General features: G+C 63.8%; 17 protein-coding genes. 5 read left to right on the forward strand and 12 right to left on the reverse strand.

Annotated features, from left to right (window positions below):
• Positions 1–39: 39 nt before the first annotated feature.
• From H4I97_RS04615 to lgt, 6 genes are all read right to left on the reverse strand, one after another.
• On the reverse strand, positions 40–972 hold the full coding sequence (locus H4I97_RS04615) for a ribose-phosphate pyrophosphokinase (RefSeq protein WP_129332359.1): 933 nt from the start codon (positions 970–972) through the stop codon (positions 40–42).
• Positions 973–1085: 113 nt separating this feature from the next.
• Positions 1086–1814, reverse strand: coding sequence for a hypothetical protein (locus tag H4I97_RS04620; RefSeq protein WP_182306758.1), 729 nt, complete (start codon positions 1812–1814; stop codon positions 1086–1088).
• A 97-nt stretch (positions 1815–1911) separates the two neighbouring features.
• Complete coding sequence (locus H4I97_RS04625; protein WP_182306759.1) at positions 1912–3063, reverse strand: M24 family metallopeptidase; 1152 nt, start codon at positions 3061–3063, stop codon at positions 1912–1914.
• Between the two features lies 1 nt (position 3064).
• On the reverse strand, positions 3065–3859 hold the full coding sequence (gene pgeF, locus H4I97_RS04630; RefSeq protein WP_182306760.1) for a peptidoglycan editing factor PgeF: 795 nt from the start codon (positions 3857–3859) through the stop codon (positions 3065–3067).
• A 123-nt stretch (positions 3860–3982) separates the two neighbouring features.
• Positions 3983–5083 carry a class I SAM-dependent methyltransferase gene (locus tag H4I97_RS04635; protein ID WP_182306761.1) on the reverse strand — a complete coding sequence of 367 codons (1101 nt, stop codon included), beginning with the start codon at positions 5081–5083 and terminating at the stop codon, positions 3983–3985.
• A gap of 20 nt (positions 5084–5103) precedes the next feature.
• Positions 5104–5943 (reverse strand): prolipoprotein diacylglyceryl transferase, encoded by an 840-nt coding sequence (gene lgt, locus H4I97_RS04640; RefSeq protein ID WP_182306762.1) that lies wholly within the window; start codon positions 5941–5943, stop codon positions 5104–5106.
• 196 nt (positions 5944–6139) lie between these two features.
• Here lgt and H4I97_RS04645 point away from each other — a divergent pair, with 196 nt between their 5' ends.
• From H4I97_RS04645 to H4I97_RS04660, 4 genes are all read left to right on the forward strand, one after another.
• A complete protein-coding gene (locus H4I97_RS04645; RefSeq protein ID WP_182306763.1) occupies positions 6140–6400 on the forward strand; it encodes an accessory factor UbiK family protein in 261 nt (86 codons plus the stop codon).
• 486 nt (positions 6401–6886) lie between these two features.
• A complete protein-coding gene (locus H4I97_RS04650) occupies positions 6887–7387 on the forward strand; it encodes a type III secretion system chaperone family protein (protein ID WP_129332366.1) in 501 nt (166 codons plus the stop codon).
• Between the two features lie 3 nt (positions 7388–7390).
• A complete protein-coding gene (proC, locus tag H4I97_RS04655; protein WP_182306764.1) occupies positions 7391–8203 on the forward strand; it encodes a pyrroline-5-carboxylate reductase in 813 nt (270 codons plus the stop codon).
• Positions 8200–8559 (forward strand): tRNA-binding protein, encoded by a 360-nt coding sequence (locus H4I97_RS04660; RefSeq protein WP_182306765.1) that lies wholly within the window; start codon positions 8200–8202, stop codon positions 8557–8559. The genes proC and H4I97_RS04660 overlap by 4 nt, the downstream gene beginning before the upstream one ends.
• Before the next feature lie 12 nt (positions 8560–8571).
• Here H4I97_RS04660 and H4I97_RS04665 read toward each other — a convergent pair whose 3' ends face one another.
• From H4I97_RS04665 to H4I97_RS04680, 4 genes are read right to left on the reverse strand one after another with little or no spacing between them, the layout of a single operon-like run.
• Complete coding sequence (locus H4I97_RS04665; RefSeq protein WP_182306766.1) at positions 8572–9159, reverse strand: DUF1349 domain-containing protein; 588 nt, start codon at positions 9157–9159, stop codon at positions 8572–8574.
• A gap of 20 nt (positions 9160–9179) precedes the next feature.
• Entirely contained in the window at positions 9180–10559 is a 1380-nt protein-coding gene (locus H4I97_RS04670) for an ATP-binding protein (RefSeq protein ID WP_182306767.1), read from the reverse strand.
• Positions 10560–10596: 37 nt separating this feature from the next.
• Positions 10597–11298 carry a response regulator gene (locus H4I97_RS04675; protein WP_182306768.1) on the reverse strand — a complete coding sequence of 234 codons (702 nt, stop codon included), beginning with the start codon at positions 11296–11298 and terminating at the stop codon, positions 10597–10599.
• A complete protein-coding gene (locus H4I97_RS04680; RefSeq protein ID WP_244658715.1) occupies positions 11299–11811 on the reverse strand; it encodes a MarR family winged helix-turn-helix transcriptional regulator in 513 nt (170 codons plus the stop codon).
• A gap of 288 nt (positions 11812–12099) precedes the next feature.
• Between H4I97_RS04680 and H4I97_RS04685 the strand changes: the two genes are divergently transcribed.
• Entirely contained in the window at positions 12100–12747 is a 648-nt protein-coding gene (locus H4I97_RS04685; RefSeq protein ID WP_182306769.1) for an MBL fold metallo-hydrolase, read from the forward strand.
• A gap of 68 nt (positions 12748–12815) precedes the next feature.
• Here H4I97_RS04685 and H4I97_RS04690 read toward each other — a convergent pair whose 3' ends face one another.
• Together H4I97_RS04690 and H4I97_RS04695 are read right to left on the reverse strand one after the other, a co-directional pair.
• Positions 12816–13226, reverse strand: coding sequence for a BA14K family protein (locus H4I97_RS04690; RefSeq protein ID WP_182306770.1), 411 nt, complete (start codon positions 13224–13226; stop codon positions 12816–12818).
• Positions 13227–13374: 148 nt separating this feature from the next.
• A complete protein-coding gene (locus H4I97_RS04695) occupies positions 13375–13590 on the reverse strand; it encodes a cold-shock protein (RefSeq protein ID WP_075633190.1) in 216 nt (71 codons plus the stop codon).
• Positions 13591–13888: the final 298 nt, after the last annotated feature.

The raw sequence follows: 13888 nt of genomic DNA on the forward strand, positions 1-13888 counted from the left end.
CGATAGCGCGGCTCCGATCTCTTGGGGAGGAGGCGAGCCTCAATCGAAGAGGCTCGAGACCGAGGCTTCCGCGCTCGTGCGGTTGATCGCCTCGCCCAGCAGGTTGGCGGTCGTCAGCACGCGGATGTTGTGGGCGGACTGGACGGCGGTCGTCGGCTGGATGGAGTCGGTGATCACCAGCTCGCGCAGCTTGGAAGAGGCGACGCGGGTCACCGCACCGCCCGAGAGCACGCCGTGGGTGATGTAGGCCGTCACGCTGGTCGCGCCGTTCTTCAGCAGGGCCTCGGCGGCGTTGCAGAGCGTGCCGCCCGAGTCGACGATGTCGTCGATCAGGATGCAATCCTTGCCGGTGACGTCGCCGATCACGTTCATGACTTCGGATTCACCCGGACGGTCGCGGCGCTTGTCGACGATCGCCAGCAGACAGTCGAGGCGCTTGGCGAGCGAGCGAGCACGCACGACGCCGCCGACGTCCGGCGAGACGACCATCACGTTCTTGAGGTCGTAGTGCTCCTTCACGTCGCGGGCGAGGATCGGCACGGCGTAGAGGTTGTCGGTCGGGATATCGAAGAAGCCCTGGATCTGACCGGCATGCAGGTCGAGGGTCAGTACGCGGTCGGCGCCGGCTTCGGTGATGAGGTTGGCGACCAGTTTCGCCGAGATCGGGGTGCGGGGCCCCGGTTTGCGGTCCTGGCGGGCATAGCCGAAATAGGGAAGCACGGCGGTGATGCGGCGCGCTGAGGATCGACGGAACGCATCGATCATGATCAGCAGTTCCATCAGGTGGTCGTTGGCAGGAAAGGACGTCGACTGGACGACGAAAACGTCCTCGCCGCGGACATTTTCCTGGATCTCTACGAAAATTTCCTGGTCCGCGAACCGCCGAACGGTGGCTTTCCCAAGAGGAACATTGAGATAATTGCAGATCGCCTCGGCCAACTGCCGGTTCGAATTCCCCGCGAAAACCTTCATTTTGGCCCGCCTGTTGTCATGCTGAATGGGCGCTTTTTAGCGTCCTTGAACCCGAATGCAAGAGGCCTTGCGGTCGCGGCCGGTGAAATTCGTGAAAAGTTTGTGACCAGCCGTCATCCACCGTGTGCGGCCAGCCAGCTGGTATATTCGTTGATTGTCTTGGTTGCGATCTGTTGCATGAGGGAAGCGGGGACGCCCGCCCAGGCCTCGGTCGCCGACGACGGGACGACTTCCTGGCCCTGAATACGATGAAGGCGACTTCCGCTCTGGTTGAGAACGTCCCAGACATAGACAATCGTGACTTGTCCGCCTTCGGCGAAGGCCGAGAAATAGCCCTTGAGGATGTGATCGGCCGCCGGGTCGTTCGAGCCCTTGATCACCAGCCCCCGGGCACGGGCTTCGGCCCCGAGCTGACGCGAAAGCGGCGTCACGGCCTGGATCGGCGCGCCGATGATCGGCAGGAAGCGGATCGTGCCCTTCGCAGGGGCGAGGGCCGCCGTCTGTGTCGGCGCCGGTGACGATGCTTGAGCGGCCGGCTGCTGCTGCGTCGTCACACCTCCGACCGGTGGGGGAGGCTGCATCGGCTGACTGCCGGCGGCGAGCGCCTGTGCCTGGGCTTCCAGCGTATTCTGCGGTGGCGTCGTATAGCCCTGACCGGCGAGCGGCTGCTGCCCTGCCGGGACGCCGGCCATCCGGTCGGTGTCGGATTGGGTGACGGGGGAGCTTGCCACCTGCATTCCGCCGCCGACATCGGCTTGTGGAGTCAGGGCATCGGTGGTGTTGCAGCCGGAGAGGGCAAGCGCCAGCATCAGCACTGTCGATGCAACTGCGATCCACTTCATCCGGCCATTTGCCCTTCCTGTTCGGTCAAGCCTTCGTCGGCATTGTTATCGGGTCCGGGGAGGGCCCTGTCAATTCCCCAGGATTTCACGAGGCCGCTCAGCGGACCAGAAGTTCCAGCGGATGCCTCGACAGCGCCCGCGGCGCATCCTCGGTCGTCAGGTAGGTATGGCCGAGGGTCATCGCTGTTTCCCGCTCCGAATCCATGACGATCATGTGCACGAAGAGCGACATGTCGGGCAGGATTTCCTGCGGGTTTCCGGCATGGAACATCTGGTGCTCCATCCAGGACGGCGAGAAGCGCGCGCCGAGGGAGTAGCCGCAGGCATTCAACCGGTGCCGGGTAAGGCCCCGTTCGTCCATGATGCGGGCGTGGGTGTCGAAGACATCACCGAAGGTGTTGCCGGGACGAAGGACCGCCTCGACCTCGCGGATCGCGGCCTCGCAGGCCGTGTAGAGCTCGCGGTGGCGTGCGGTGACGTCGCCGATGACGATCGTCCGCATCATCGCCGCGTGGTAATGGGCGTCGACGCCGGCCCATTCGAGCGTCAGTTGGTCCTTGTCGGAAAGCGTGCGACGGCCCGACTTGTAGCGGCAGAGCAGTGCATCGGCACCGGAACCGATGATGAATTCGTTGGCCGGATAGTCGCCGCCGCCGGCGAGGATGGCACCCTGCATCGCTGCGAGGATTTCCGCCTCGCTGCCGCCCGCCCTGACGAGTGGCAGGGCGGCATCCAGCGCATCGTCGGCCAGCGCTGCCGCACGCTCGACGTGGCCGATTTCGGCCGGGCTCTTCACCAGACGGAGATTGCTGACGAGGTAGGAGGCATCGACGATCTGGCCGAAGGTGGTCAGCTGGTTGTCGAGGAGACGCGCGACACGGCCGGTCATGCCGTGCGTGTCGTATTCGACGCCGATGCGGCGTCCGAGGAGGTCCATGTCGCTCAGCAGGTTGCGCAGGTCGACGGCCGGATCGGCGTTCACCCGGTCCACCCAGACGACGATGTTCTCTATCGTCGAGGTGTGGCGCGCCTGGCGCAGGTCGGCCGAGCGGGTGAGCAGGGTCATCGATCCGTCCGCTTTCACCACGAGCGACTGGAAGAAGCAGTAGCCGAAGGTGTCGTAGCCCGTCAGCCAGTACATGCTCTCCTGGGCAAAGAGCAGCAGGGCATCGAGCTTCTCTTCCGCCATGCGGGCCGTCAGGCGGTCGAGCCGGGCAGCGTATTCGCTCGCGTCGAAGTGCAGCGCCATGTCAGTCCTCCGTGATTGCGATTGCGGAAATCTGGCGGCCGTAATCCGGTTCTCCGGCATGCGTGGTCCGGCGATAGGAGAAGAAGGAACCGGGATCGGCATAGGTGCAGAGGCCGAGGCTTTCGGCCCTCAGGCCGGCGTCGGTGAGCCTCTTCAGGGTGAGGCCCTGCAGGTCGAACATTGCATGTCCCTCCCTTTCGGAAGGGGAGAAGAAGGCTTCGTAGGCCGGGTCCTGTTCGAGGAAGCGGGCGATGAATTCGGGGCCGACCTCGTAATTCTGCGCACTGATCGAGGGGCCGAGGCAGGCGACGATGCTTTCGCGAGCGGCACCGAGCTGTTCCATGGCGGCGACCGTGTTTTCCAGAACGCCGGTGAGGGCGCCCTTCCAGCCGGCATGGGCCGCGCCGATGACGCCGTTTTCCGGATCGGCGAAAAGGATCGGCCCGCAATCGGCGGTAAGGACGCCGAGGATGACGCCCGGCACCGAGGTCACCATGGCATCGGCCTGCGGGCGCGAGCCGTGATGATGTGCGTCGACCACCATCACGTCCGGCGAATGGACCTGGTGGACGGTCGCGAGCCGCTCCGGCGGCAGGCCGAACCAGCGGCTGACGCGGCTGCGGTTCTCGCGCACGCGCTCCGGCGCGTCGTTGGAACCGAGCCCGACGTTCAGGCCCTCATAGAGGCCTTCCGAGACGCCGCCCCGGCGGGTGAAGAAGCCGTGGCGGAAGCGGCCGTTCCCGTTCTCTGGGAGCAGCGTACTTTCGATCGGCTCTGGAGATGCTTGATTCTGCATGGCTTTCCGGTGTCCGCGTTTGGTGAGAGTGATGTTCGTCCACCTGCCGGGTCTTGTGAAAGAGACGGCGCCTTCTGGCCCTGCCGGATTCGGCGGGATGGTGACCCAAGCCCGCCGCCTCTGTCAATCCGCAGGCTTGAAGGGGGGAAGCGGTACGGCGGGGCTCGACAGTGCGAGAACCTTGAACAGCTCGCCCATCCGCCCTTCACCGGCGCCAGCCAGCCGCTCGACCGCCTGGACGATCTCCGTCTGGGTCTTGGCATCCTTACCCCGGCCGAGTGCGGATGCGCGTTCCTCGATGCCGAGGCCGACGAGAAAATCGCCCTGGTGCATGCAGCCGTTGACGTGCACGCCAGCGGCGCCTGCAGTCATCGCAAGCTGCTCGAAGTCGACATGGCTCGTCAGGTCGGCCATGCCGGGATGGGCGAGCGGTGGATCGAATTCATGGGCGAGCACCGCCTGCAGGGTGTCGCCGTAGGCCGTGGCCATATGGCCGTAGTCGATGATGAGCGCAGTTCCGCCGGAGGCGTGCAGCCTCCCGCACATCGTTTGCAGCACCGCCTGGCGGGCGGGCGCGATCTCGAAGATGGTGCCGTCCGGCGGCAGGTTGCCGGCCGTCGGCAAGAGAGCGGGGTCTATGCCCGAGACACCGACGGCGAAGGTCAGCTTGTCGTCGGCGTCGAGGCCGACCATGCGCTCGCGAAAGCCCGTGGGCGTCTTCACGAACTGGCGGATCGGGATCGCGTCGAAGAGTTCGTTGGCGGCGACGAGGACAAAGCCCGCGGGCACTTCGTCGAAGCTTTCATGCCACGTGATCTTGCCTTCGTAGCCGGCGAGAGTCTTCCGCTGCACATCGCGGAGCCGCCCGCTCGTCTCGACCAGATGGACGGTCGCCGCCTCGTAGAGCGCGGGGGCGATCCGGGCGATCACCCGCAGCATGTCCGACATCATCGTGCCGCGGCCGGGGCCGACCTCGACGAACCGCACGGGCTGCGGCTCGCCATGGCGGCGCCACGCGATGACCATGAAGACGCCGAGCATCTCGCCGAAGAGCTGGCTGACTTCGGGAGCCGTCACGAAATCGCCATCGGTGCCGAAGGGATTGCGGGTCTTGTAGTAGCCGTATTCGGGGTCCGCGAGGCAGATCGCGAAATAGTCGGTGACGCTGAGCGGGCCGTTGGCGCGGATGAGCGACTTGATCTTGGTGGCAAGCGGTGTGGTCACGGTCGTCGCCTCTCGTTGTCTCAACGGCCGCTCGCCCGGCGCGCGCGCAGGATCACCCAGAGCCCGGCTGCGAGCATCGGGAGGGACAGCACCATTCCCATGGTGAGCCAGTTGCCGGCGAGATAGCCGATCTGCACGTCCGGTTCGCGGAAGAACTCGACCGTGATGCGCGCCAGCGCATAGAGCGCGACGAAGGCGCCGGTCACCGTTCCCGGCCTGCGCAGCGCCTTGAAGGAGCGCGCGAGGATCTGCAGGATGACGAACAGCAGGAGCCCTTCGAGGGCCGCTTCGTAGAGCTGGCTCGGATGGCGCGGCATCGGGCCGCCGGTCGGAAAGACCATGGCCCAGGGCACGTCGGTTATGCGGCCCCAGAGCTCGCCGTTGATGAAATTCGCAAGCCGCCCGAAGAGGATGCCGATCGGGGCGACGCTCGCGACGATATCGAAGAGGCTCCAGAGCGGGATCGCATGGCGGCGGGAAAACAGGACCATCGCGATGGTGGCGCCGAGAAAGCCGCCGTGGAAGGACATGCCGCCGTTCCAGATCTGGATGGCGCGCACCGGTTCGGCGAGTACCGCGTCGAGATCGTAGAAGAGGATGTAGCCGATACGACCGCCGAGCACGATGCCGAGCGCGACCCAGACGAGGAAGTCGTCGAGGTGTGCGGGCGTGCAGGGGGGCGTGGCGTTCGGCCAGAGCGTCGTGTTGGCCAGCATGCGGCGCGCGACGAACCAGCCGAGCATGATGCCGGCGACATAGGCGAGGCCATACCAGCGGATCGCGATCGGCCCGATGGCGATGGCCACGGGATCGATTGCCGGAATGCTGATGATGGAAAGCAGGGCGGCGGCTGACTGCACGGTTGCACCTTCGTTATTGTCGGCGGAAAATGGCGTTCTGAAATGGGACGGTCAAGATGGATTCTGGACGGCAGGCAAGCTGCACGGCCGTCCCGGCAAGATTATGGCTTGCATCGCTCCCGGCAAATGCCTACCTCAAACCCCATGAACAAAGGCGCCGCTGACGGCGTCGACCGCGAAAGAGGAGCCGATCCCGATGTCCACCGGACCGAACCGCATTCTGGACGAATTCGCCAAGCTGATGACCGATGCGGCCGGCGCCGCCCAGGGCGTTCGCAAGGAAATGGAGACCGCTTTCCACGCGCAGGCCGAGCGCTGGCTGAACGGCATGGACGTGGTCAAACGCGAGGAATTCGAGGCGGTCCGCGAAATGGCGGTGAAGGCGCGCGAGGAAAACGACGCGCTGCTCGCCCGCATCGCCGCGCTCGAAGCACGGCTCGACGCCAAGGACAAGTGAGCCGCTCGGCTCCTTCACGACCGACGATCGACACCGCCGCCGAATCTCCGGAAGTCACCGAACTTCCAGCGGGATTCGGCGGCGGTCGCGTTTGCGGCGGGTGCTTTTGCTGAAAGAAACGCCGACGGCCGGATTCGCCTGTCGCTGCAAGCGAAAATAATCGTTCTCGTTGTCCACATGTGGACAGCGGCCGAAAAGCCAATCGACAGAGTCGCTTAAGGCTGGTTGCCAAGATTGTGGAATAGTGCCTGTCCACAGCCCCGTCGGCCGAAACGCATTTCTGGGCTGGTACTTCAACTTTGCCATTATACACTGATTTTAAATGATGATTCGAAACGGGCCATCACAAGTTTCGGACAGGGTGCGTATGGTGTCCTGATGGCTGCGGGGAATCATTCCCAGTGTTGCTTCCGGCAGAATGATGTCTGTTCGTTTGTGTGCCTCCACGCGAATTGTCGCCTTTCGCTCCGGTCAAGAAGGTGCTGCATGAGCCTTATGGAAATGGAATTTGAACGTCAGTCCAATCCGGTTGACATGATCGAGTTCGTTGCAGCGAACAACGACTGGTCGTTCGAGCGCTCCGGCGAAGACGAGATCGCCATGACGGTCGAGGGCCGCTGGGCGGACTACCACGTGTCGTTCTCGTGGATGGAAGAGTTCGAGGCGCTCCATCTCGCCAGCGCCTTCGACATCCGCATTCCGGATTCCCGCGTCAACGAGGTCATCCGGCTTCTCTCCTACATCAACGGTCAGGTGCTGATGGGGCATTTCGATCTCTGGCGGCAGGAGGATGTCATCATTTTCCGCCAGTCGCTGCTGCTCGCCGGCGGTGCCGAGCCGACCAACCGTCAGGTCGAGGTCCTGCTTTCGAGCGCGGTCGAAGCCTGCGAGGCCTATTTCCAGGCCTTCCAGTTCGTCGTCTGGTCGGGGATGGATGCCAAGAGCGCAATGGACGCGGTTCTCTTCGAAACCGCGGGAGAGGCCTGATCCATGGCTGCGACCAGCAACATCGTCCTCGTCGGCGCCGGCAACATGGGCGGCGCCATGCTGGCGGGGTGGCTGAAGAGCGGCATTCCGGGCTCATTGATCACGGTCATCGATCCGGGCCCGTCCGAAGCGATGCTGGCACGGATCCGGGAAGCAGGTGCCTGCTATACCAGCGAAGTGCCACAGGGGCTTTCGGTCGGCATCCTCTTCTTGGCGGTCAAGCCGCAGGTCATGGGCGCGGTTCTGTCGCCGCTGAAGCCGCTGGTCGGTCCCGGGACTGTCGTCGTCTCGGTGGCGGCCGGCAAGACGCTCTCGTTCATGGAAAGCCATCTCGGCGCCGCGCCGATGGTGCGCGCCATGCCGAACACGCCGGCCATGGTCGGCCGCGGCATCACCGGCGCTTTCGCCAATGCCCAGGTCATCGAGGCGCAGCGGCAGGTGGTCGACGGACTGCTGAAGGTTTCCGGCCCGGTCGAATGGGTATCCTCCGAAGCCGACATCAATGCCGTCACGGCATTGTCGGGCAGCGGCCCGGCCTATGTCTTCTATCTCGTGGAGTGCATGGCTGAGGCAGGCCGCAAAGCGGGCCTGCCGGCGGACCTCGCCATGCGCCTTGCACGGGAGACTGTCTCGGGGGCTGGTGAACTGCTTCACCAGTCCCCAGACGACGCTCAGCGTCTGAGGCAGAATGTGACCTCGCCGGGCGGCACGACGGCGGCCGCGCTTTCCGTCCTGATGGCCGAGGACGGCATGCAGCCGCTCTTCGACCGGGCGGTCGAGGCGGCCCGCAAACGCGCCGAGGAGCTCGCCGAATGAGCGAGGCGGGCGGAACCGGCGAAACGATCAGCTACGGCGATTTCGAGAAGGTCGATATCCGCGTCGGCACGATCATTGAGGTCGAGCCGTTTCCCGAAGCACGCAAGCCGGCCTGGAAGCTCAAGATCGATTTCGGTCCCGGGATCGGCGTGAAGAAGTCCTCCGCCCAGATCACCGTCCACTACGGCGCCGCCGAGCTCGTCGGACGCCAGGTGCTCGGTGTCGTCAATTTCCCGCCGCGCCAGATCGGACCTTTCCGGTCCGAAGTCCTGACGCTCGGCTTCGAGGACGAGAGCGGCGCCATCGTGCTCGCCGCCGTCGAGCGGCCGGTGCCGAACGGCCGCAAGCTGATGTGAGGCCGTCCGGCCTCAGTGGATGTCGCGGCTCAGCGGATCGGTGAGGACGAAGCGGTGAAAGGTGACCTCGAAGCCGGCTCTCTGCGGCGAGCAGGCGGTCACACCGACATCCAGCGATGCCAGTTCCGGCGGAAAATAGCCCAGCCGTGCCATTTTCCAGCGATCCGTTCCCGAAAGCCGGTACTGCACGAAGAGTGCATCCGCGAGGCGGGTGACGCGGGCTTCCACCGCACCATGTCCGTCGGGCAAGTCGAAGGCCGACCAGTCCGAACGGCCGGCAACGGTCACGACCGTGCTGAAATGGCGGTGGCCGTCGGTAAACTCGACGCCGCATTTCATCCAGTTTTCCGCGTCGTGGCGCAGCATCAGGCCAGCCTGATCGTATAAGGCCTCGTAACGGCCGGTGAAGGCGGTCTCCATGGTGAATTCGCCGTCGTGGCGGCGGTGGAGAAAATGGCCGTCGTCATGGCGGAAGCCGTAATAGGTCCGCTGCCAGAAATCAGTACGCTCGCCCGTTGCAAGCTTCAGTTCGCCGGCCGTGACCTCCAGCCGCGGAGGCGGATTGAACCAGTTCATGCCATTCCAGTGGCCGGTCGTCATGGATCTGTCCTCGTATTTTCTTATGCCGGAACCCGCACGGTGGCGCGCAAACCGCCGAGCGGGCTGTCTCCGAGCGTGATGTTGCCGCCGTGGCTGCGGGCGATGTCGAGGGCGATCGCAAGGCCGAGCCCCGTTCCCGAGGAGTCGAGATTGCGGGCACTGTCGAGCCGGAAGAAGGGTTTGAACACCTCCTCCCGCATCTCGGGGGCTATTCCCGGCCCGTCGTCATCGAAGGTGATCGTCAGCCATTTGGCGCTGTGCCTGGCCTCGATGGCGAGGCGGTTGGCGTAGCGGCTGGCGTTCGAGGCGAGATTGCCGACGAGGCGGGCGAAGGCGTTCGGACGTACGGTCACGTCGTCGTCGCCCTCGATTGAATAGGAGAGTTCCTTACCCTCGCGGGCGAAGTCGTTGCGCAATTTTTCAAACAGCGTGCTGAGCTGCAGCGAGCCGACGTCCTCCTCGGCTTCGCCGCGCGCGAAGGCCATGTAGCCTTCGAGCATCGACTGCATGTCCTCGACGTCCTTGTTCATGCTTTCGAGCTCAGGATTGTCGCCGGCGAGCGCAAGCTGCAGCTTGAAACGGGTGAGGATGGTGCGCAGGTCGTGGCTGACGCCGGTCAGCATGGCGGTGCGCTGCTCCATCTGGCGCTCGATGCGCTCGCGCATCAGGATGAAGGCGAGACCGGCCCGGCGCACCTCGTCGGCGCCGCGCGGAACGAAATTTTCCGCTTTCTGGCCCTTGCCGAAGCTTTCGGCGGCGCGGGCGAGCGCCAGGATCGGACGGATCTGCCCGCGCAGGAACAGGATCGAGATGACGATCAGCACCAGCGATGTCCCGACCATCCAGACGAGGAAGATGTGGGTGTTCGAGGCATAGGCCTGATTTCGTCGTGCGAAGATGCGCAGCGTGCGATCCTCGAGCTTGATGCGGATCTCGACAAGTCGGGAATCGCCGACGGTGTCGATCCAGAAGGGCCTCTTGATCTGGTGCTCGATCTGGTCGCTGAGGATCTGGTCGAGGATCGAGAAGAACGGTTTCGGCCGCGGTGCCGGCAGTTCGCCGCCTGGCTCCAGCGAGATGGTGAGGTTCATCTTCTCGCGGGCGATTCGGACGATGTTCTGGAGATCCTGCTCGCCCGGATAGAGTTCGATGAACTCTATGATCGAGGCGATGTCGCGTGTCACCGCCGCCGAAAGCCGGTCGGTCACCATCTGCCAGTGGCGTTCCATGAAGACGAAGGCGAGCACCGTCTGCAGGATCAGCATCGGCAGGATGATGATTAGCAGAGACCGCGCGTAGAGCCCTGTCGGCAAGCGATGCCGCAGCCAGCGCGAGAATGCCCGGTAGCCGCTGCCGCCGGAGCGTTCGTGATCTCGCCGGATGCTTTCGAACAGGGCCATGGTGTCCTTTACTGTCGTCGTATCGTCCGGTGTTCGCCTAGTCCATGCTGAGGCGGTAGCCGATCCCGCGCACGGTCTGCAGCCAGACCGGATTGGCCGGATCATCCTCGATCTTGCGGCGCAGCCGGTTGATCTGCACGTCGATCGTCCGCTCGCCAACCTCCGTATCGTTGCCCACGAGCTCGTGGCGGGGGATGGTGTCGCCGGCGCGGCTGGCGAAGAGCACCATGATTTCCTGTTCGCGGTCGGTCAGGCGAATGAGTTCCGAGGCCTTCTTCAGTTCCCGCCGGGAGAGCGAGAAGGTGTAGGGGCCGAACATGACCTGTTCGATCTTCGGCGCATCGGCGACGGCGTTTCGCCTGAGGATGTTGTTGATGCGCAGCACCAGTTCGCGCGGATCGAAGGGCTTGGCAAGATAGTCGTCGGCGCCGGCTTCGAGCCCGGCGATGCGCGATTCCGCCTCGGACCGTGCCGTCAGCAGGATGACCGGGATGTCTTTCTCGTCGGCGATGCTGCGCGTCAGAGAAAGCCCGGACTCACCCGGCATCATCACGTCGAGGACGAGAAGATCGAAATTCAGCCCCTCGAGCTTGCGCCGCGCCTCGCCGGCGTCCGCCGCGACGGTGATGCGGAAGCCCTGTTCCGTCAGGTAGCGGTGGAGCAGGTCGCGGATGCGCGTGTCGTCGTCGACCACGAGGAGGTGGGGCGCGTCGTCAGCAATCGTCTTCTTTCTTGCCATTCATTCGTCTCCGGACGTCTGCGGCTCGCCGGCTCCCGGCGTTCGGCTCATGCCTTCGAGGAAGCGTTTCACCGTCTCCCGCATCTCGGGGGTGAACCCTTCGAGTGCCCGTGATATGCGCAGTGATTGCGGTTGCGAGAGGGCAAGGGCGAGTTCTCGTCCGGCAAGCGTCGGATAGAGCCGGCGCTGGCGACGGTCGGCCGGGCCCGCGATCTGGCGGATGTAGCCGGAATCGATGAGCTCCTTCAGCACGCGGGCGAGGCTCTGCTTGGTGATCTGCAGGATGCCGAGGAGGTCGGCAACCGTCATTCCCGGGCGACGGCTCACGAAATAGACGACGCGGTGATGGGCACGGCCGTAACCGATCTTGGCGAGGATCGCATCCGGGTCCGAGACGAAATCGCGATAGGCGAAGAACAGGCGCTCGATCGTGTCAAAATCGATCGTCGTGTCGTCGACGACCGGCATTTGCGGAAGTTCCTTCCTGGCAGTCTTGCCCGCAGACTGTCGCATCACTTTCTCGTTTCCTTTCGTTCGGCCCGTCCGGCACTCGTCGGCAGGGATCGGATCGATGTCCCGACAATTGCCGCCAAAACTAAGCGGAGATCATCGGAAACACCAATGGAAATAGCGCCATCGCACAGTTTCGAGGTGGTGAGAAAGCGTTCGCCGGCGCTGGCGATCGCCGTGCCGCCGATATCGGGACGATCATGCCGGTGCGGAGGCCTTGGTTTTCGTTTCCGGCCAAACATGTTATGCGCCGTGCCGGCAAACGGCGAGAGCGGAGCTCGAGAGAACGTCATGGGACAGTTGCAGGCCGGAATCATCCCGGTCACACCCTTTCAGCAGAATTGCACCATCCTCTTCGATTCGCAGACGAAGGAAGGCGTCGTCATCGACCCCGGCGGAGACGTCGACGTCATCCGCGAGACTGTCGAGCGCAACGGCATCACCATCGGGGAAATCTGGCTGACGCATGGCCATATCGATCATGCCGGCGGCGCGGACGAACTCCGGGAGGCGCTCGGCGTCCCGGTCGTCGGTCCCCACGAGGACGATCTCCCCTTGCTGCAGAATCTCGAAAAACAGGCGCTGATGTTCAACGTCCCGATGGCAGTGCGTAACGTGATCCCCGACCGCTGGCTGACGGATGGCGACCGGGTTTCCTTCGGCGAACACGTCTTTGAAGTCTATCACTGCCCAGGTCATGCGCCGGGACACGTCATCTTCTTCAACAGGGCGCAGAACTTCGCCCATGTGGGAGATGTGCTGTTCAACGGCTCGATCGGTCGCACCGACCTGCCGGGCGGCGACCATCAGACGCTGCTGAACTCGATCAGGGACAAGGTGCTGCCGCTCGGAGACGATGTCGGCTTCATTTGCGGCCACGGACCCGGTGGTCGGATCGGCGAGGAACGCCGCACGAACCCCTATCTCCAGGGGCTTTGATACGGCCTGAAACGAACGATGCGCCGGCGAGGCGGCGCATCGGATATTCCTGTCGTCTGGGACCCGGATCAGCCGGCGGTGCAGAAGTGCTCGCGGCCGTCATAGCCGACATAGGTGCCGGAACGCGGGTTGAAGCTGCGGTAGCGGTCAGAGCAGTAGCGGTACCACTGCGGCGACCAGGGTTCGAGATCATAGGTGACGTAGGTGCGGCGGGGTGCCCGCGGATACTCGTCGACATAAGCCGGCTGCGGCTGGACATAGACCGGTGGACGCTCGACATAGACCGGATCCGGCTCGACGTAACGCGGCTGGGCGAGCGCGCTGCCCGCAGCAACGCCGGCGGCCAGCCCGACGACGCCTGCGATGATCGCGGCATCGTTGCGATGGTGGCGATGGCCGGCCAGTGCTGGTGTTGAAACCGATACTGCGACGGTCGCGACCGCTGCCGACAAGAGGGTGATTTTTGCGAACTTGCTCATGGCGTTGCCTTCCTGCGTCTGCGAATTTTTTCGCATTGTCTATCGGACGATGAGGAGAAGTTAAGGCAGCCGACCTGAACGGAAGCTGAATAAAAAAACCCGGCAGTTATGCCGGGCCGCTACGCGAAGACGAAAGCCGTCGTGAAGGTCAGCCTGCGATCTGCAGGTTGACTGCCTTCGGGCCCTTGCCGCGACGGTCCGGCTCGGTGTCGAAGCTTACTTTTTGGTTCTCGCTCAGACCGTTGAGTCCGGAAGCTTGAACGGCGGAAATGTGGACGAAGATGTCCGCGCCACCGTTGTCGGGCTTGATGAAGCCGAAGCCCTTGTCGGTATTGAAGAATTTTACAATGCCAGTCTCGGCCATGCGTCAGGTCCTTTTCTCTCTGCCCGATATCGCGGGCAGCATTGCAAGTTCACCCCACGTCGGAGTGGTGCAGGCGCGTCTTGACGCAGGAGGAAAAGAACCCTTTTTGAACAACCAAAAAACGCCGAACCAGTCTTCTCGACCGCTTCGCCGCTCGGCTGCCCGGATATCTTTTGCGCATCCGGAACGCATTGTTTTTCAGGTCTTCCCGTGCTCGTAAAACTGCCCGAACGGCGCAACAGTGCTTTCTTTATAAAAGATTGGCAAGCGAAACTTTTTGGACAACGATGCCCAACGC

The sequence above is a fragment of the Ciceribacter thiooxidans genome, from assembly GCF_014126615.1.
Classification (GTDB): Bacteria; Pseudomonadota; Alphaproteobacteria; order Rhizobiales; family Rhizobiaceae; genus Allorhizobium; species Allorhizobium thiooxidans.